The organism is Pedobacter sp. A2324, from assembly GCF_059693705.1.
In genome coordinates, this window is sequence record NZ_JCASSK010000002.1 from 252,495 (window position 1) to 272,848 (window position 20,354).

Genomic DNA, 20,354 nt, shown 5'->3' on the forward strand with positions numbered 1-20,354 from the left:
GATATCCTTGCAAAAGTACAGTTAAAACCAATCAATGAATGAATAAATTGCACTATATTCATCCCTTGAATAAATTCGCTCAGCCATGAAAACGATTTCAAAACTCCGGTATTTTCTTTATTTATGCTACATTATTTTAGCCGGGTGTACCACGGGTAAAAATGCTTTGCAAAAAGGAGATTATGATGCTTCTGTAGCCAAAGCCGTAAGCCGTTTACAAAATTCACCGAAAAATGCAGAAGCCCAGCAGGTTTTAAAAACAGCGTATGAGTTTGCCATTCAGGATCACCTTCGCAAAATAGATGAAGCTAAATTATCAAACGATTTATTCAGATGGGAGCAGATCACGTACGATTATCAAAAACTCAACCAGCTGGCCGATGATATCAATACCTGCCCCGCGTGCTTAACCATTGTACCCAATCCGGCGAAATATATAAAAGAAGTTGCGGATAGCAGGTATAATGCTGCGGCGGCAAGATATAGTTCGGGCACAGGCTTCCTGAATGAAAACACACGGTCATCGGCTAAAAAAGCTTATTACGAATTTGAAAAAGTCCAAAACCTGCAACCCAATTATAAAGATGTAAAAGCTAAATTGGATGAGGCCTATTGGGCGGCTGTAACGCGCGTAGTGGTGCAACCTATCCTGGTAAACAGAGGCCCTTATAAATTGAGTGCCGATTACTTCCAGCAGCAGATTGATGGTTTTATAGGCAACTATTCGAAAAACAAGTTTGTGATTTTTTATTCCGAAGACCAGGCAACCGATCAGAAAGTTGTTCCCGACCAGGTACTGAGCCTGAATTTTGACGATTTTGTTGTTGGCCAGACCTACGTGAAAGAAAGGGTTGAAAAAATCAAACGCGACAGTGTGGTGATTGGCGAAACACGCGAGCGTAAACCCATTTATGGAACAGTCAAAGCAACGCTGAGCATATTTGATAAAAATATCTCTTCCTCCGGATTATTGGATATGACCATCATGGATTGGCAGAGCAAAAAAGTTATCCGCCAGCAAAAGTTTCCGGGAACCTATGTATGGAGGGATAGCTGGGCCAGCTACAAAGGCGACGACCGTGCTTTAGATAAAAATCAGCTGGTACTCACCAGAAGAAAAGAATCCCTGCCCCCGCCACCAAATGTATTGTTCCTGGAATTCACAAAGCCTATTTACAGTCAGCTGGTCGACCAGATAGGCTACTTCTACAACAATTATTAAAATCAGACAGCCTAGCAATCCCCGCAGCGTTTTGATCTCGCTGCAGGGATTCAAAATAGCTTAGGCTATCGCCACAATAATTCCTTCGGTAATCCCAGCGTTAAAATAAATTATGCTTAACCAGCCCTTAAAATATAATGGCTAATATTGTACCGATGAATACCGGCTTATACAATCCCTTCCAAAAGTTTGATTTTTTATATAAAAAATGCTTCTTAAGTGGCAACACCTTCAATACGCCTGTTATACAGGCACCACTGATTCCAAAATGGCTGTTGGATCAATCCGGTTTAACCGGCGAAGAGCAAATTCAATTTTTGGATGAAAGTATTCGTTCCTATAATACACTTGTGATTCCGGTGAACAGCGAGGTAAATGAGCAGTTTATTAACCCGCTGGAAGAAAAGATTCAGCATGCCTTTGCCAAAGGTTATGCAGCGGTTGCTGCTTTGCCTGAGCGTGATCTTTTCAACTGGATCGGTAAATTTCTCTATGGCTTTGTGTATATCGAAATGCATTCTGCCTTACGAAATGAAATGACTGCCGATGGACTAAACATGTCGCAATCTCTGATGATGAAATTTGCCAATCTGAATTTCATGCTGCAAAGCCTCTATACCAGTATCGAATTTGAGGAATTTACCCCCTGGTCTATCACAGTAGTAAAACTGGAAAATACAGAAACCCCTTTTAGCTTCCGCGATGAAATCAATACACTGACCTTTTCACTAAAGTTTAAAGATTTTGGTATTGTTGCCTGCCTGCAAGACAATGGAACCAATAAGCGTTATCATCATCAGATCATTGAAGAGATTGCAGAAAAAGCGCTTACCGCCGAACAGTTTGAGGAACTTACAGCCAGATTCTACTATTCAGCCTACCTCTTTAACCGTTTGCCTGAATATACCTTTATGCCGGTTGAAGGAACTACCTATATCGAGGCCATGCCGCTGAGAGGAAATATGAGCAAACCGCTGTTTGATGTATGGCAACACAAAGTTTACGCTCAGGTGTTGGAAAACTTCTGGAAACCATGGGGCTATGTTAAGTTCGAGATCATTAAAGATCCCGAAAACCCGATGAGCTTTTTCGAAAACCCTTGCCTGCCTGCCGCAGGATAACTATCGTCCATTCATTATGGCAGCAATAAAATTCTGCAAAATACCAGGCACAAAGATGATGGTAAATATCAATCCTGTTAATGCCCCAAAAAAGTGAGCATCATGATTGATACCGTCTCGTGAGTTGCGGGAGGCATAGGCACAATAAATCAGATAAAGAAAGCCGAAAACAACAGCAGGTATCCCTATCGGAATGAACATGATGTAGAGTTTAGTCATCGGACTAAATAAAATGAAGCTAAAAAGCACCGCACTGATGGCACCTGATGCGCCGAGGCTATTATAATTAAAGTTTTCCCTGTGTCTGAAAATCGTAGGCAAATCACTCAATATCAAAGAAATAAAATATAACAGTCCGAATTGCCAGCTACCCAGCAACCTTTCCAGCGTAAAGGCAAAAGCCACAAAAGTGAACATGTTGAAGAAAAGGTGCATCCAGTCTTTATGGATCAGCCCACTGGTAATGATTGTCCATACGTTACGGCCTCTCGAAACCGTGAAAGGATGCAGCATAAACTTGCCATAAAGTGATTGATCGTAAAACGCGTATAAACTGGTTACTATAGTAAAAACAAAAATCAGTGAGGCTACAGGAGCAATATTGAAGTATTCCATGGGTTTATTTTAAATCGAGTTTCACATCTTTTAACAAACGTGCAACCGGATATCTGTTGTGTGTTTTTTCGTAATAATCAGAATTTTTATAGACAAAATCAAGTTGAGCAGCAGCGTTTCCGGCGAATTCTTTATCTGTGGATTTCTTTGCTTCCAAACGTGCTTTTAAACCGGGATTGTTTTGGAGTAACTGAGCGGCTGTATCTTCAAATACATAAGCAGAATAATGTTCTTTCTGATCCAGAATGGAATCGAAAAAGTTCCAGTTAAAAAACGAATCTGTTGCCTGGGGCTCCAGCGTCTCAACGATATAACGGTTTGTAGACTGGTTAACGTAAACCACAATATCACCCGCATAGTATTGGAGCGTTTGCAAGGTAGGGGTCAGCTTTACCCCCGAATGCAGATAATGCCCCTCATAAGGTCTGGATCCGGTTTTTAGATCGCTTATATAATAACTTTCAACCGGAATTTTCGAATCTGTTTTCAGCTCAAACATTTTCACATGGTTGAGCCTCAACAGATCTGTTACCTTATCCCAGGCCTTGGGAATAATGTAGGCAACAGGCTTTTGGATGGTGATACCCGGTTCAAATTTATTCCATTCTTTAATGGTTTTCGTATAGGGTTTTGTCCGGTCGTAATACAAACGATCTGCTCCGCTTACCGCACTGGGTTTTTGTCCGTCTTCGTACCCTTTAAAAGAGATATCATTAACCTCCGACTTGTTCAGTTTCCAGTCTAAAGGAAAGGCCATTTGCTTCGCCACATCCTCATCTGCTTTTTGCTTATTGGCGATGATCAACCTGGAATCGCGTTGAACAATATCAATATAACTCTGTAACAGCTTATAGGTCGCATCCACACGCAACTGGTAAGATTTCAACATATGCGTTTCCGGCATAAATCCAATAGTGTTGTGCAGGGTGGTGTAGCCAGTCGAATATCTTGGCGACTCGATAAAACCAGTTATTCCTGTTTCAGGGGTTTCACCAATCGAATTTACGTAAGGAATCATCGGATAGCCCTTCTTGTCCATTGCGGCATACAAACCCGGAACCAATGTCTGGGTAAGGTATCCGGACAGAATGGCGTTTAACTTATCTTTCTGCGTCGGAATCAGCGTCATCACATATTGATAGTCGGCACCATTACTGGTATGCGTATCCACAAATATTTCCGGCTGCCAGGTATTGAAAATGTGTTGAAATGTAGCCGAATTCTTTGAATCTGTTTTGATAAAATCCCTGTTGAGGTCTAAATTTTTACTATTGCCCCTAAACCCATATGCTACCGGGCCATTCTGGTTTGCCCTTGATGTAGCGGTTCGGTTAAAACTGCCGTCGATATTATAAAGCGGGATGATACAGATCACCACATCCTTTGGCAGTTTGTCGGCTTTTAACAAATCCCTGGCCAGCATCATTGATGCATCTATGCCTTCGGGCTCTCCCGGATGAATCCCGTTATTGATCAGTAAAATGCTCTTTTTACTTTTCCGGAGACTGGCCGGATCAAAAACCTGACTGTTCGATAGAACCAACAGGTGCAATGGCTTCCCAAAATCTGTTGCGCCATAGCTCAGTAGTCTTGCTTTTGGATAAGATTTAGCGAGTTGTTGATAATAGCTTATTGCTGCATCATAAGTGGCAGTTTCTGTTTTCCCACTTTTTTCAAATGGTGTTTCTTGCGACAAAGCGTGAAGCGTGCAGAGAATCAGGCCCAGCATGAAAATATTTCTCATGCGGTAAATATAAGAATTGTGTTTACGATTAAAGGGTTTTACGGTAGGCTTTAATTGTACCAAACATGTACCTAAACCCTATCGTATAAGCATTGAAGATATCGGGAGAATAGTTCTTGAACTTATTGCTCGGGTCATCATAACCATCCAGTCCCTCTCCAAAAGTGTAGTTTGCCTGGGCATTAATGTTGATGATATAGCGCTGATAACCATAGCCATCCGTAATAAAATAATTGAAACCAACATTGATGGGTACATGCAGATTAACACTTTTATCTTTACCAGGAAAGGTATAGCCAGGATCATTAGAAAAACTTGGCCTTTGCCGAACTACATCAGTAACTTTATTGTTAATGAAGCCCACGCCCAAACCAAAATATAAGCCTCTTAAATTGTATAAAAACTCACTCTTATCGTAATACACATACTCGCCCATCATCACCTTGGCATTTAAGGTAACGCTGGTGTATTTTGTAACAAACTGCCTGTTATAAGGATCGGTATGAATGTCTCCCCCCTGAACCATTCCGTATTGTCCATCCAGTCCAAGCGTAACATAGGGGGTTAAATTGTATTCAAATACACCATAAGTGGTATAGCCTATACTTCCTTCGTAAACGTCGGTGTAGGATTTATTTATTCCACCGCCAAATCCATATGAATATTTGAAATAGTTAGATTGCGCAAACGTGAAATTGGCAACGAAAATGAAGGTCACGGGCAGGAAAGACTTTTTCAAACGGCTTAAAATCATATCGTTTTTTTAACAAAAATAATATGTTTATTCAATATCTATAACTTTTACCTTTGAATTATGAACAAATACACCAGCTTTAACAACTCTTTAGCGAAGCGTTTTATAAAATATGCTAAGATCGACACACAGTCCGATCCTCAATCATTGACTTGTCCATCTACAGAAAAACAGAAAAATCTGGGGAGGCTTTTAGTTCAGGAATTACAGGAAATGGGCATTTCTGATGCAGAAATAGACATTAATGGTTATGTATATGGTACAATCCCAGCTAACAGTGATAAAAAATTACCGGTTATATTTTTCTGCTCCCATATGGATACCTCTCCTGACTGCAGCGGGGAAAATGTTAAACCGATTATTCATGACAATTATCAAGGCCAGGACATCATCCTTCCGGATGACGGCAAAGTTGTTTTAAAATTGTCTGAACATAAAGACCTGCAGTATCAAATCGGAAACGATATCATCACAGCTAGTGGTACCACATTACTGGGTGCAGACAATAAGGCTGGCCTGGCTGAGATTATGGAAGCGGTCAGGTTTTTTATGGAAAACCCGGAGGTAAAACATGGTACAATCAAAGTGCTTTTTACGCCTGATGAAGAGATTGGTCGCGGCGTTGATCAGGTAGATTTGCAGAAACTGGGCGCAGATTTTGGCTATACCATTGATGGCGAAACTTTAGGTTCAATTGAAGATGAAACCTTTTCTGCCGATGGCGCATTCCTAATCATCGATGGGGTAAGCACACACCCGGGCTTTGCAAAAGGAAAGATGGAAAGCGCCATTAAAATTATCTCAGAAGTCATTGACACACTCCCTAAAGATACCTTAAGCCCTGAAACCACCAGTCAAAAGGAAGGCTTTATCCACCCCGTGAGTATTTCGGGGCAAGTGGAGCAGGCTGAAGCACATTTCATTATCAGGGATTTTACAGATGAAAGGCTGAAGGCACACGGAGCGCACCTGAAAACGATTGTCGAATCTGTAATGGCAAAATATCCCGGCTCAAGTTACGACCTCAAGATTTCCCCGCAATACCGAAACATGAAACAGATATTGGATCAACACCCACAAATTGTGGCATACGGAGTGGAAGCTATCGAGCGGGCAGGCGTTGTTGCCAAAAAACAAAGCATCCGCGGCGGAACCGACGGCTCGAGATTATCTTTTATGGGCTTGCCCTGCCCGAATATTTTCGCTGGTGAACATGCCTTTCATAGTAAACAGGAATGGGTAAGTGTACAGGATATGGAAAAAGCCGTGCAAACCATTATCAATATTGCCTGTATATGGGAAGAGCGTGGTGAGTTTTAAATGGAATTTGTTATTTTTAGCACCTCATGATCACCATCGAAAACGATTACTTAAGGGTAAATCTGGCTGCCAAAGGCGCCGAACTACAAGGCCTTTTTAGCAAGGAAACAAATATTGAATACCTGTGGAATGCCGATTCTAAATACTGGGGAAAACACAGTCCGGTATTATTCCCTATTGTAGGCTCTTTAAAAAACGACAGCTTTATTTATAATGGAAAAAACTATGCATTGCCAAGGCATGGTTTTGCAAGGGATCATGTTTTTAGCGTTGAAAAAATAAGCGAAACCGAAGCAGTCTTTACCCTATCTCAATCGGAAGATACTTTAAAGATTTATCCTTTCTACTTCGAGTTAAAATTGAGATACAGGCTAATTGACCGGAAACTCAATTTAACCTACGAAGTAATCAACAATGGGACTGACGAGCTATTATTTTCTCTTGGTGCTCACCCTGCATTTGCAGTACCTAATACACCTGACACGACCTATAGTGACTACTATTTAGCCTTTAACAGCGATGATAAATTAACCTACTGGGAACTGAAGGATGGCCTGGTAGCTAATACCACAAGCAATATCGAACTTAATGGCCACAAACTGGAGCTCAGGCATGAACTCTTCTACAACGATGCCTTGGTGTTTAAAACATTGCAAAGTAACTGTATCAGCCTGCTAAATACCAAAAATGACTTTGGCTTACATTTTCATTTTGAAGATTTCCCTTTCTTTGGCATCTGGGCGGCGAAAGATGCACCATTTGTTTGTCTGGAACCATGGTGCGGGGTTGCGGATGGTATCGATCACGATCAGGAACTTCGTCACAAGGAAGGCATCATTAAATTAAGTCCCCACGAAAACTGGTTGCGCTTCTGGGAAGTAGAGTGCTTCTAAAGGTAACATTTCAATTTCTTAAAAAACCCGGTAAAATTGAGCCTGTTTTACAGTAGGTGAAAAGGCATAACCGTTTAGTTTTTACCCAGTGCTCACCCAGTGCTCACCCAGTGCTTACCCAGTGGTTACCCAGTCAGCAACTGTTTAAGCACTGGGTAAGTTGTGTTTGATTTCACTTTAAGATTTGTGTGAGTATGCCCGATATCTTTTTTCTGGCTTACGCTTATCTTTAAAGAAGACAAGTCCAACTGATGATGCATTTCGGCAGTCATACACAAGAAATTAAAATAGCTAAGAAACTATGAGGCAAGTCGTAGGAACAGCAACAGGAAAATTTGAATGAAATCTGCAGCTGGCAGCAAGATGTTGAAATCCGGATAAAGTGGAAATCCCGCAGGAAAAGGCTTAGTCGCCTGTTGGGGTATTGCGGTTTGGATATTTATTTACAGAAAAAATGATCCCTGACCGGGTGGTGATGGAGTAGAGTTTACCTTTGGAAGAAATGAGTGTCTCGATGTGTACAATGATATCGGTATAGCCACCTCCATTTGTTATCGCATCACCAATCTTGAGCTCGTCCAGTTTGCTTTCTTCTACATAGGGGTTTATGACTTTGATCATGATTTTCTTAAATAATAACTTAAAATAATCAAAGGCTCCCCGAACATGGCATCAAAAGATTTAAAATTGATAAATATCAAGTTCAAATAAATTTATGTTAGAATTACTGATACAAAGACCAGGGTATTTTTACCTTTTAATTGGAACAGGACTATAAAACACTTACATTTAGATCGTTATACTTGAATCAACGGGACGATTTAGATTAACACAAAAAAGCCTTTCCAAAAGAAAGGCTTTTTCTATAGCAAAAAATTTTTAAGACCGCGTTTAGCAACAGGCACTTTTGGTTTGTAACAACCATACTCCATTCCTGGAATAATCTTCACATTTTTTTTATCCTTGCAGTAAAGCCATAAAACGGCTTACTCTACCGATGAACACAATTTCCTATCGCAACAATGATACCCGGCAACACTTCGCCGTTCTTGATGGTTTACGTGGTGTAGCGGCCTTGTCGGTTGTCATTTTCCATTTCATGGAAATTATTTTTACCGACTGGACAAAGAATTTCATTGGCCATGGTTTTCTGGCTGTAGATTTCTTTTTCTGTCTCTCGGGATTTGTAATCGGGTACGCTTATGACAACAGAATGGAAAAGCTTGGAATAACAGAATTTTTCAAAGCGAGGGTCATCAGGCTGCATCCGCTGGTAGTTGTTGGATCATTTTTAGGGCTTTTGACATTTTTATTTGATCCTTTTTCTACTGCAGCTTCAGGTTATAGCCTCGGCCGGATCATAATCCTATTTATCAGTTCATTATTATTGATTCCTTTTCCTGAGATGGAAGATCGTGCATTTAATCTATTTGGATTAAACGCCCCGTCATGGTCTCTTTTCTGGGAGTATATTGCCAATATTTTATATGCTTTTATTTTTTGCCGCTTGTCCAGAAAATACCTGACCGGTCTGTTCATCCTCGCAACAATAGTCCTGTTTTACGTAAGCTACACTACGGGCTCACTGATGGGTGGCTGGAGTGGTGCTACCTTCTGGGAAGGTGGAGCCAGAATTTTTTATTCTTTCCTGGCCGGGTTATTAGTATACCGTTCGTCATGGATCATCAAAAACAAACTGGGCTTTATTGTACCAGCCATCCTTTTATTTCTTGCCTTTATCATGCCGTTTATTTCAATCAGCTGGATTACGGAAACACTGGTGGTGTTCCTTTACTTTCCGTTCCTGGTTGCACTTGGAGCAGGAACTGATGTAACAGAAGGTATAAAAAAATGCTGTAACCTGATTGGTAAAGTTTCCTATCCGCTTTATATGACGCATTATGGAGCTTTATGGATATTCGGAAATTATTACAACACCTATAAACCAACGGGTAACCAACTCGTGCTGATTGTTGCTATTTCAGTAATGCTACTGGTACTCATCGCCTACCTGGTGATGATATGGATAGACCAACCACTCAGGAAATACCTTCAAAAAAGATGGTTGGATACTGATACCAGGAATCTTTAATTTTTTTTAAAAAATTAAAAACAATTCAAACCGACTTGCGTTTAGTATATAGTTTGTTTGGTTTAGTTTTATCGGTGGATACTTATAAGACATTCATTTTAGCCTCATAGAGATATGGGGCTTTCTCATTTTTAAACATTTCTGTTTCTGCAAAATGGCCTGAAAATAAAAAGAGCAACCTATCCAGGATTGCTCAATTAACTAACTTATTATTCATAAAAAATGCTGTTGGGGAAGGAGTCGAACCTTCAAGGGGTAGTTAGCTACAGTTCAAAAAATTAATTTGTGGTCAACCCAATAAACTGCGTTTGTCCCATTATTCCCCACCACCGAGACAAGGAGGCGTGTCTGCCAATTTCACCACCCAACATTTAAATTAACAGTTTCCAATTAATGGTCTTACTTTTTAAATAAAACGTATATTGTGACTGCAATGGCTGTAGGGGAAGGAATCGAACCTCCAAGGAGTGGTTAGCCATTGCTGGTATTCCCATTATTCTCCGCCACCGAGACAAGGAGGTGTGTCTGCCTGTTTCACCACCCTACAGTATGTTAAGCAAATCTGTTAAAGAACGTTCCCTTTTTGTTAATTGCTTGATACAAATGTAAAGGAACTATAAATACCTTGCAAATATTTTAAACATTTAATTTTATTTTTATAATATTGATAAATATTAGTAAATTCGCTTATCATAATTCAAAAATATGCTTAAAAAAGACAATTCCAATTTAGAAATTGACAACCTCGATATCGATATATTAAAGCAATTGATGCAGGATGCCACAAAGCCTTATACAGAAATAGCAAAAGATCTGATTGTTTCGGGCGGTACAATACACGTTAGAATGAAGAAACTGCAGGAAATGGGCATTATTAAAGGTTCACACCTGATCATCGACCCACAGAAAGCAGGATACGATATTTGTGCTTTCCTGGGTATTTATTTAGAGAAGGGTATTCAGTACAAAGATGCAGTTGCCCAGCTAAACAAGATCAAGGAAGTTGTTGAATTACATTATACCACCGGATCGTACAGTATGTTCGCTAAAATTATTTGTCGCGATACCAATCACCTCCGCCATGTATTAAATGAAGAAATTCAGGCGGTAAACGGAATTCAACGCACGGAAACCTTAATTTCCCTGGAAGAAAGTATTAAACGACAGATTGAGCTGGGCTAGGTACATCCCTGACGGAATTCACAGATGATGCTATGGTGCCTACTTCAACAACTGGTATGCGATTAATGCGGCGAAGTAGGCCATGGCTGTCATGTAAACAATTTGAATAACCGGCCATTTCCAGCCTTTGGTTTCCCTGTAAACAATCGCCACGGTACTCATGCATTGCATAGCAAAAGCATAAAACAACATCAGGGATATTCCTGTTGCAAAAGTATATACCGGTAAGCCTGTTCGTGAGTGAACAGAGGCCGACATACGCTCGCGGATGGTTGACGTATCTTCATCACCCCCATCAACACTATAAATGGTTGCCATGGTACCTACAAAGGCTTCACGGGCAGCAAATGAGGTAATTAATCCAATGCCGATTTTCCAGTCGTAGCCCAACGGACGAATGGCAGGCTCAATCCACCGACCCAGTATGCCTACATAAGAATTTTCTAATTTTTCGGTAGCAATCAGCGTATTGATATGTTCCGGGTTCTTTGTGGTATCTGCTAATGCACTTTCGTATTTCTTTTCAATATTCTCAAAACGGTTTCCGGGCCCGAAAGATGCCATTACCCAGAGGATAATGGATATTGCAATGATGACCTTACCTGCCTCGAAGACAAAAGTTTTCGACTTCTCATACATGGTATAAAAAACGTTCTTCCAGCGTGGCATGCGGTAAACAGGAAGCTCCATAATAAAATAGGCACGCTCTTTGGTTTTAATGATAAACTTCATTATCCAGGCGACAAGAACCGCAGCAATTACACCAACCAGATACATCACCATCAGGGCAAGTCCCTGCATGTTAAATATACCCCAGACATTTTCAGATGGAATAATTAAAGAAATGATGAGGATATATACAGGTAAACGCGCCGAGCAACTCACCAACGGCGTTACCATGATGGTAATCATCCTGTCTTTCCAGTTTTCGATGTTACGGGCAGCCATAATGGATGGCACTGCACAGGCTAAGCCACCAATCATCGGAACAACCGACTTCCCGCTCAGGCCAACTTTGCTCATAATCTTATCCATCATGAAAGTCACCCTTGCCATATAACCGGTATCTTCCAGGATGGAGATAAATGCAAACAATATGGCAATTTGAGGGATAAACACAAAGATTCCACCTAAACCGGCAATTACGCCATCCAGAGCTAAATCTGTCAGCATGCCCGCAGGCAGATATTCATGCCCCAGATCGGTGACATAACCAAAACTGCTTTCTATCAAATCCATCGGATACGATGACCAGGCGAAAATGGCGTTAAATATGACAAAGAGAATAAGTAAAAATATGGCAAAGCCCCAGATTTTATGGGTTAAAATACCATCAAGCTTATCACTGAATACAAACTTCTTGGCTGTTCCGCTATCTGATACCACACCCGACAATACTGAAGACAGGTGTTTATAACGGGCTATGGTTTCTGCAGCCTGAATCTTCGAGGATTCAAACTGATGGGATTGTTCAATCTCCTCAATTTCCTGCTGCTCCTGTTCAGTAAAGAAAGTCAAGTATTCGTGCTGGTGCAAAACCTGCAACGCATAATAATCGTTATCAGAATTCAGCTTTGATTTAATTGCATTAATTGCAGCGGGTGCCAAACTGCTCACATCCACATCCTGAAACTGGGTAGCAATTTTGTTGGCGTTGGAAATGGCTTGTTTCAGCTTATCCATGCCGATGTTATTTCGGGCAGATATGGATACCACCTGAACACCCAGCTTTCCCGCCAGTTTATCCAGATCAACTTCTATACCCTGTTTCTCTGCCAGATCGATCATATTCAATGCCAGGATCATCGGAATTCCGAGATCAGCAACCTGCGAATATAAAAGCATGTTGCGCTTCAGGTTTGATGCATCTACAACCAGGACAATAAGATCGGGGTGACTGCTGTTCTGTTCATCAGCCAATACCTGAAAAACGATACTTTCATCACTGCTTTTCGGATAGAGACTATAAGTTCCGGGTAAATCAATTATTTCAGCGTCCTTGCCATTAACAAGCTTCATATAGCCTGTCTTTTTATCGACAGTAATACCCGGGAAATTTCCTATTTTCTGATTTAACCCTGTTAAACGATTAAAAAGCGTAGACTTACCTGTATTGGGATTACCAACTAATGCGACTTTAATATCCAAACCAGCTTATTTATTGTATGATAATTACCTCAGCTTCGCTTTTACGCAAACAAAGCTGATAACCTGCCACACGAATCGCCATTGGATCACCAAGTGGAGCAAAGCGCTCCACCTCCACAACTTCGCCAGGCAAACAACCCATTTCCATGAGTTTAACCGACATGTCAAGATCTGTGAAGGCAACTATTGTCCCTTTTTCCCCTACTTTTAGATGCGATAGTTTCATCTGATGCCTTTGATTTAAGTAACCATTTTACAGTGGATCCGATTCGATTATCAGGCCCTGCTGATCCATGTGCTGATTGGGGCGCAAGTTAGCCTTTCTTTAGATTTATTCCAAATAAGAGCGCCTTTTCAGTATCCAAATTTCGGTAAATTTTACTTAAAAAGGTTGATATAGCTACAATTTTCTAGTTTCTCGACCTGCCGCCGCCGAAGCCGCCACCGCCGAATCCACGGTCTCTACCCCCGCCTTCCTGATTACCCCGGATCATATTACGGCCGCCCATCCGGTTTAAGGAGTAGGTAAAAGAAAACATGAAGTAACGCTTCAAAACATTAAAACTTTCATCACGGATGGTATTGTTGTTTGCAGTACGGCTTACGCCCTGGTTTTCGTTCAGTAAGTCGTTCACTGCAGCTTTGAAAGTACCCCTGTTTTTGAAAAGCTGTTTACTGATGAAAGAGTTAATAAGTGTAAAATGCGTATCAAAATCTGCTCCTCTTCCAGTATTCTGATTGTAATCGGCATCAACCGACCATCGTATATCCCCCGGAAAAAGATAACTTACACTTACGTTGGGACTAAAAGTATAATATCGGGTATTGGAATTTGGCTGTACGGAATAGGTAGCACGGTTTACAGATCCGCTCACACCTGCAGTTAGATCAAGTTTCTCCAGGTTGGAAACCAAACGGTAACCGTTATTAACTGACCAGCTGTTGGTTATATTTTTAAGCGAGTTGGTGAAATTCACATCCCGATCGTAATTTCCGCCTATATTAATGTGAAAGTTAAGTTTGTTTTCTTCCATGATGGGTAAGCTCAGGGAAGAGGTAATGTTACCAGAATAAACACCGTTCACATTAACAGGAAGAATGGCAAGCTTACCCTGATCGTCGCCACTTTGGATCAGGCTGCTGCTGTTTGCAATACGATTTGAGGTTTGTGTAAGGTTTAGGTTGATAAACAATGACCGGTTTTTACCGGCAGTAAAAGTATTATAGGCTACCCTAAGGGTGTTATTAAATTCAGGTTTCAGATCGGGGTTACCAACGGGAATACTTTGTGTATTGGTATTGTTTGGAATAGGCTGTAACTGTTGTATGGTTGGCTGGTTGGTGCTTCCCCTATAATTAAACACCAATCGTTTGCTGTTGCTGAAATTGTACCGGAACATGGCAGAAGGCGTGTAGTTGAATACATTCTGTCTGAGTATATAACCGCGGCTGATATTGTTATTGGTCCGGTCTGTGTTCTGCACGGCTATACCCACATTCCAGTTATATTTCTTTTCGTTGGTGTTGAAGCTAAACCCGGCATTATTGGTTAGTATGGTATTTTCATAAACGTTACTGTAAGTCTGATCGAGCAGATCATATTGCAAAGTAGCCGGATTGTAGTTATAGGTATAACGATCTGATGTATTGTGATTATAGCCATTCTGATAGTTGAACTCCAGGCTTAATGTTTTACTGATTGGTTCTGTATACACCAGCCTGGTACTTTGGCTCAGCGATTCACTTTCCTGATCATTAAACTGGTTGGTTAATTTGGGTGTAGTGACATTACCGCTGTCGATTCTTGTCTCCGGATTATTATTGTAATTTTCGGAGTCATTGTTATTAATGTTGGTATTCAGGTTCAGCGACAAGGTACGGCCACGTCGCATGAACTTTTTACGCAGCAGGATATTATTGCTTATGGATGGAGCAGTGCTATGATTTGTTAGGGTTTGTGAGCCGTCAATCATGTAGCGCTTATAATCCCGGTTATAGCGGCTAATGTTCAGGCTTTCATTATTGGTATAGCTTAGGTTGGGTTGAATACGCAGAGAGGTTAAAGAATCCAGTTTGGTATCGACCATAAAATTTAAGCGGTGATTTAACCGATCAGAGGTATTCACTTGTTTGTTGTCGAAGATAGTGGTTACATTTCCCAGGAGATTTTGGGTAACACTGTTTCGTTCGATCAGATTATCTGATTTATTTACAAAGTAGCTAAAGTTAACCTCGGTTTGATCGGCATAAACATCCACAAAGTTAATTCCGCCAGCTTTGGTATCCGTGATACCGCCACGGCCTCCATTATTTCCACCATTGCCACCGCCGAGGCCGCCGCCAAAATTCTGTTTATTTACATTGTTAAATTGTGCGACTACACTGATTTTACGGTCCTGATTAAAACGATTCATGTTGGCATTAATATCATAGCGGTCATCTGAGCCATAACCCGCTGTCGAATTCCCGAAATAGCCATTCTTGCGGTCCTTCCTGGTGGTGATGTTGATGATTTTAGTACGCGAACCGTCATCAATCCCTGTAAATTGTGCCTGATCTGATAGCTCATCAATGATCTGGATTTTATCGATCATATCAGCAGGGAGATTTTTAGTGGCAAGCAAAGGGTCATTACTAAAAAATTCCTTCCCATCTACCCTCACTTTGGTAATGGTTTCCCCTTGTGCTTTTATTGCGCCCGCCTTATCCACCTCAACCCCCGGCAGCTTTTTCAATAAATCTTCTACTACAGCATTTTCAATAACTTTAAAAGAACTTGCATTAAATTCGAGTGTGTCTTTCTTGACCACAATAGGCGGTATTTCCGCTTTGATTTCGACTGTCTGTAAATCGATAGCTGCCCCTTCGAGCACCACATCCCCCAATTCAATATCAGTTTTATCAGCAGAAATAGTGAAATCCTTAGTGGTATTTTTTAATCCGAGAAAAGCAGCATACAGGCGATAAGTGCCTGGCTTTAACCCTTTGTATATAAATTTTCCATCTTCACCAGTACTCATCGCACCAAAGGTTACAGAATCTGAAAGATTCTTAATGGCAATTGATGCGTAATCAATTGGTTTTTTGTCTTTTGACTGAATGACCCGGCCGCTTACATTACCTGTTTTTTGAGCGTAGGCAAATGCAGAACATAAAATAAGTATAAGCGTAAAAATTCTCCTCATCTGGTTAGCTTGCTGATTATTATTAAAGACTCACAGAAGGTTTAAAAGTTTATTCGGCTTAAGTAACAAATGAAATACATAAATGTCATTTATACATTTATTAAAATCACAAAAAAAAAGGTCCTGATTTTTGAATCAGGACCTTGAAGTATTTTTTAGAATTGCCTACATTCTTTGGCGCTGACCGCCTCCGTTGCCCATTCCAGGCATCTGCACGTCACCACTCATGGTTTTCCCTCCAATACGCGTTAAAGAGTATGTAAATGAAAGCATATAATAACGTTTTAATACATTGTAGTTCACATCAGAGATGGATGTGCCGGATGTTGTTCTGGTAATTCCTGTATTTTGATTTAATGCATCATTTACAGAGAATTTGAATGTTCCCCTGTTTTTGAAAAACTGACGGCTTAAATAAGGATTGATTAGCGTATACTCTCTGTTGAATAAATCGCCACCACCCAGGTTACGATAATATTCTACTGTTGTTGCAATCCTGAAATTTCCGGGCAGCACATAGCTGACATCAAAATTAGGATTAATAGTATAATATTCTGTATTAGCCGAAGATTGTGCAGAATAAGTAGAATGCGTAAAACTTCCGGTGATACCACCCGTTAAATCAAACTTATCAACATTGGTAACCAGTTTGTAACCATTTGAAATGGTATAACTGTTAGTGATATTTTTAACTGCAACAGTACTTCCAACCGGGATGATGAAGTTAACATTACGGGCGTAATTTGCACCGCCGGTAATGTTAAGATTTAGTTTACGCTCTGGCAATAATGGCAATGACCAGGTAGCACTTCCATCACCTGAAAATACCCCGTCAACGTTCACATAGCTTATGGCCTGCTTACCAAAATTCTTATCATTCTGGTCGGTAATTAATGATACGTTGTTACTGATATTGTTAGATGTCTGACTTAAATCTAATCTGGCAAAGAAAAAGCGGCCTTTTTCAATATTGAAATTATTGAAGTTTACCCTTAACCTGTTATTGAATGCTGGTTTTAAATTAGGGTTACCTGTATACACAGATTGTGTATTGGTATTATCAGGGATTGGCTGAATCTGATCAATTGTTGGCTGGTTGGTAGACCCGCGGTAGTTGATGAATAATCGCTTACGGTTACTGAAATTATACCTGAACTGCGCAGATGGTGTAAGATTGATAAAGTTCTGAGTGCGTACGTCTCCGGTAGTCAGGTTCGTGTTTACCCTGTTGGTTTGCTGTGCAGCCAAACCGATATTCCAGTTGTACTTCTTTTCAGTAGTAGTAAAACTGAACCCAGCGGCATTGGTTAGCGTACGGTTATTATAAATATTTGAATAGGTATTGTCAACCAGATCATACTGTAATGTAACCGGATTGAAATTAAACACATCTCTTTGCGAATCACTGTCTGAATAACCATTCTGATAGTTAAATTCAACACTCAGGGTTTTATTAATTGGTTCGGTATACACCAGTCTGGTGGTGTTGTTTATCGCATGACTACTGGTGTTATTCAGCTGATCTGTTAAAGATTTTGTTGTGGTTGTACCTACAGTGGTAGTGTCAGAAATATAATTCAGGTTTCTTGCATCATTATCATTTATGCTTGTACTTAAGTTCAGAGAAAGGGTACGTCCGCGGCGCTTAAAGCTTTTACGCACCAATAAGTTATTGGTAAAAGCGGGGGTAGATGCATTGGTATTGTAACGCTGTAAACCATTGGTTAATGAGGTTACGTAATCACGATTATAAGTAGTTAAGCTGTTGGCATTTGTTTCGGTGTAGGTAAAATTAGGTTGGATTTTTATTGACAGAGAGGGGTCTATCTTTGTATCAACCATAAAGTTAAACCGGTGATTTGTTTTCTCTGTAGTCCTGTCCAGAATTTCATTCACCTTACGTGTTGTATTTCCAAATAAATCCTGATTGTTCGAGGTTTGCAATAAATCAGAAGTGGCATCATTAAAGAAATAACTTGCCTGGAATTGTGTTCCATCTTTGTAAGTATCGGCAAAGTTTAAGCCTGCCGCGTTGGTTTTCGTTATTCCACCCGTATTAGATGTACTGCTGCTGGTGTTTCCACCACGGCCTCCGCCGCCGCCGCCGCCACCAAAACCATTTCCAACACCACCGCCTTGTCCGAAGTTTTGTTTATTGATATTATTAAACTGACCAATAAAACTAATCTGACGGTCTTCGTCGAACTTGTTTACGTTTAAATTGGCATCATAACGATCATCTGATCCGTAACCTACAGTACTGTTTCCAAAGTATCCATGTTTCATACCCGCTTTAGTGGTGATGTTTAAGATCTTGTTTCTGGTTCCATCGTCAATTCCGGTGAATTGTGCCTGCTCAGAAAGCTCATCAATAACCTGAATCTTATCTACCATATCTGCCGGCAGATTCTTTGTGGCCAGTAAAGGGTCATTACCAAAAAACTCCTTACCATCTACTTTTACCTTAGTAATGGTTTCTCCCTGTGCTTTTACACTGCCGTCTTTGGCTACTTCAACACCTGGAAGTTTTTGAAGCAGATCTTCTACCACAGCATTCTCCCGTACTTTGATCGATTTGGCATCAAACTCCAGGGTATCTTTTTTTACGACGATCGGAATACTCGCAGTAACATTTACGGTACTCAGATCCACGCCGTCATCGGCCATGGCAATATCGCCTACGTTAACTGCGGCTTTGGCCACTTCTATATCTTTAGTAGCAGTTTTCAATCCAAGAAAGGCAGCATAAATCCGGTATTTTCCCGGAGCAATGGCCTTAAAACTAAATGTCCCGTCTGCAGCGGTCTGACCAGAGCCTACTACGCTGGAGTCTTTCAGACTCTTGATGGCAATGGTTGCGAAGTCGACCGGCTTCTTATCTTTCGCGTTGATTACCTTACCGCTAACCGATCCCGTATTTTGTGCATGGGCAAAGTAGCCGCAAAATATAAGAACAAGTAATACTGCTCTTTGAACGTTCTTTTTCATTAAAAAATTAGATATAATTACAAAACTATCCTATCAGACTAGGCGAAAGCCCAAAGGTTTGTTAACGATTGTTAAAAGTAAGGTAACATTTTAAATACAGCAAAATACCTGTTACCAGAACCTGGAAGAATAATTGGAGAAACAGATTAGCGCTGAGACGGGTAATTTCTATAATACACTTTTGGGCAATTACAGCTCTTTTTGAATATACTGCAGCTGCTTAAGCAAATTACCACTAACAGGCCAAATAAACTAATCTTTACTTTCATCGAAATTTAATTTATGGAGCAGAACATAACTGAATACAGCCATGCACGCACCTAACATATCGCAACCGAAGTCCCACCACTCGGCAGATCTGTAGGTAAAAACCTTCCATTGTAACAACTCGATTCCGCCACCAATTATTGCATTGATGCAAAGAATTTTAAATATGGTGAGTGTGCGAAAAGCAAATGTATGCTGGTACCTGATTTTACCATAGAAGAGTAATACCGACAAAATAAAGAAAAAACCCAGGTGGGTCATTTTATCGAATCCCTTAAAAAAGAAGCCCTCTCCTTCGGTATCGGGCATTCTCATGTTACAAAGCACTAAAACAACTATGGTCCATAGTAGCGCCCATTTCTGTTGTTTTAGTGCTTTGTACAAAATCTTCTGATTAAGCGCCAACCAATTCCTGATAAGCTTCTGCAGAAAGTAAACCTTCTACCTCGGCCAAATCGCTTAATGAAACTTTAACCATCCATCCTTGTCCGTATGGATCAGAATTTACCAGTTCAGGATTATCATTTAATTCAGCATTGATTTCCAATACTGTTCCGGTTACGGGCATATATAAATCGGATACTGTTTTTACTGCTTCTACAGTTCCGAAAACTTCTTCTTTAGCCACTTCTGAACCTACTGAGTTGATATCAACGTAAACAATATCACCTAATTCGCGTTGTGCGAAGTCTGTGATACCTATAAAAGCTTCGTTACCTTCAACTTTAACCCACTCGTGGTCTTTGGTGTATTTCAATTCTGATGGAAAATTCATGTTTTTTAAATTTGTTTGTCAAAGTTAGCTAGGATTTTTGAGATTTAC

General features: G+C 40.4%; 16 protein-coding genes and 2 tRNA genes. 6 read left to right on the top strand and 12 right to left on the bottom strand.

Annotation, left to right across the window (positions count from 1 at the left end):
- Positions 1-85: 85 nt before the first annotated feature.
- Together AC570I_RS06155 and AC570I_RS06160 are read left to right on the top strand one after the other, a co-directional pair.
- Positions 86-1,222 carry a hypothetical protein gene (locus AC570I_RS06155; protein ID WP_497404788.1) on the top strand — a complete coding sequence of 379 codons (1,137 nt, stop codon included), beginning with the start codon at positions 86-88 and terminating at the stop codon, positions 1,220-1,222.
- Positions 1,223-1,359: 137 nt separating this feature from the next.
- Positions 1,360-2,343, top strand: coding sequence for a hypothetical protein (locus tag AC570I_RS06160; protein WP_497404789.1), 984 nt, complete (start codon positions 1,360-1,362; stop codon positions 2,341-2,343).
- On the opposite strand, the gene AC570I_RS06165 is transcribed toward AC570I_RS06160, so the two are convergent.
- Genes AC570I_RS06165 through AC570I_RS06175 form a run of 3 tightly spaced genes read right to left on the bottom strand, consistent with a single transcriptional unit; the run spans position 2,344 to position 5,456 of the window.
- Complete coding sequence (locus AC570I_RS06165; RefSeq protein ID WP_497404790.1) at positions 2,344-2,958, bottom strand: rhomboid family intramembrane serine protease; 615 nt, start codon at positions 2,956-2,958, stop codon at positions 2,344-2,346.
- Between the two features lie 4 nt (positions 2,959-2,962).
- The gene (locus AC570I_RS06170) at positions 2,963-4,702 is read right to left on the bottom strand and encodes a M14 family metallopeptidase (RefSeq protein WP_497404791.1); all 1,740 of its coding nucleotides are present in this window, start codon (positions 4,700-4,702) and stop codon (positions 2,963-2,965) included.
- A gap of 28 nt (positions 4,703-4,730) precedes the next feature.
- Complete coding sequence (locus tag AC570I_RS06175) at positions 4,731-5,456, bottom strand: hypothetical protein (protein ID WP_053058427.1); 726 nt, start codon at positions 5,454-5,456, stop codon at positions 4,731-4,733.
- 60 nt (positions 5,457-5,516) lie between these two features.
- On the opposite strand from AC570I_RS06175, the gene pepT reads away from it, so the two are divergent.
- Together pepT and AC570I_RS06185 are read left to right on the top strand one after the other, a co-directional pair.
- Positions 5,517-6,776, top strand: a complete 1,260-nt coding sequence (gene pepT, locus AC570I_RS06180) for a peptidase T (protein WP_497404792.1) — start codon at positions 5,517-5,519, stop codon at positions 6,774-6,776.
- A gap of 26 nt (positions 6,777-6,802) precedes the next feature.
- A complete protein-coding gene (locus AC570I_RS06185) occupies positions 6,803-7,669 on the top strand; it encodes an aldose 1-epimerase family protein (RefSeq protein ID WP_497404793.1) in 867 nt (288 codons plus the stop codon).
- 405 nt (positions 7,670-8,074) lie between these two features.
- On the opposite strand, the gene AC570I_RS06190 is transcribed toward AC570I_RS06185, so the two are convergent.
- Positions 8,075-8,290: a hypothetical protein gene (locus AC570I_RS06190; RefSeq protein WP_497404794.1), complete on the bottom strand. Its 216-nt coding sequence runs from the start codon at positions 8,288-8,290 to the stop codon at positions 8,075-8,077.
- 376 nt (positions 8,291-8,666) lie between these two features.
- On the opposite strand from AC570I_RS06190, the gene AC570I_RS06195 reads away from it, so the two are divergent.
- Positions 8,667-9,761 (top strand): acyltransferase family protein, encoded by a 1,095-nt coding sequence (locus AC570I_RS06195; RefSeq protein WP_497404795.1) that lies wholly within the window; start codon positions 8,667-8,669, stop codon positions 9,759-9,761.
- A 225-nt stretch (positions 9,762-9,986) separates the two neighbouring features.
- Here the strand turns inward: AC570I_RS06195 and AC570I_RS06200 are convergent.
- Both AC570I_RS06200 and AC570I_RS06205 read right to left on the bottom strand, forming a co-directional pair.
- Positions 9,987-10,131, bottom strand: a tRNA-Asp gene (locus tag AC570I_RS06200).
- A gap of 64 nt (positions 10,132-10,195) precedes the next feature.
- Positions 10,196-10,308 (bottom strand) — tRNA-Asp (locus AC570I_RS06205).
- A gap of 158 nt (positions 10,309-10,466) precedes the next feature.
- Between AC570I_RS06205 and AC570I_RS06210 the strand changes: the two genes are divergently transcribed.
- Entirely contained in the window at positions 10,467-10,943 is a 477-nt protein-coding gene (locus AC570I_RS06210) for an Lrp/AsnC ligand binding domain-containing protein (protein ID WP_047800134.1), read from the top strand.
- Positions 10,944-10,982: 39 nt separating this feature from the next.
- On the opposite strand, the gene feoB is transcribed toward AC570I_RS06210, so the two are convergent.
- The 6 genes from feoB to gcvH form a co-directional block, all read right to left on the bottom strand.
- A complete protein-coding gene (feoB, locus tag AC570I_RS06215; RefSeq protein WP_497404796.1) occupies positions 10,983-13,091 on the bottom strand; it encodes a ferrous iron transport protein B in 2,109 nt (702 codons plus the stop codon).
- A gap of 10 nt (positions 13,092-13,101) precedes the next feature.
- Positions 13,102-13,317: a FeoA family protein gene (locus AC570I_RS06220; protein ID WP_047800133.1), complete on the bottom strand. Its 216-nt coding sequence runs from the start codon at positions 13,315-13,317 to the stop codon at positions 13,102-13,104.
- Positions 13,318-13,501: 184 nt separating this feature from the next.
- Complete coding sequence (locus tag AC570I_RS06225; protein ID WP_497404797.1) at positions 13,502-16,276, bottom strand: TonB-dependent receptor domain-containing protein; 2,775 nt, start codon at positions 16,274-16,276, stop codon at positions 13,502-13,504.
- A 165-nt stretch (positions 16,277-16,441) separates the two neighbouring features.
- Positions 16,442-19,264, bottom strand: coding sequence for an outer membrane beta-barrel protein (locus tag AC570I_RS06230; protein ID WP_497404798.1), 2,823 nt, complete (start codon positions 19,262-19,264; stop codon positions 16,442-16,444).
- Between the two features lie 252 nt (positions 19,265-19,516).
- On the bottom strand, positions 19,517-19,915 hold the full coding sequence (locus AC570I_RS06235) for a VanZ family protein (RefSeq protein ID WP_497404799.1): 399 nt from the start codon (positions 19,913-19,915) through the stop codon (positions 19,517-19,519).
- A 10-nt stretch (positions 19,916-19,925) separates the two neighbouring features.
- A complete protein-coding gene (gcvH, locus tag AC570I_RS06240) occupies positions 19,926-20,306 on the bottom strand; it encodes a glycine cleavage system protein GcvH (RefSeq protein WP_047800130.1) in 381 nt (126 codons plus the stop codon).
- Positions 20,307-20,354 lie beyond the last annotated feature (48 nt).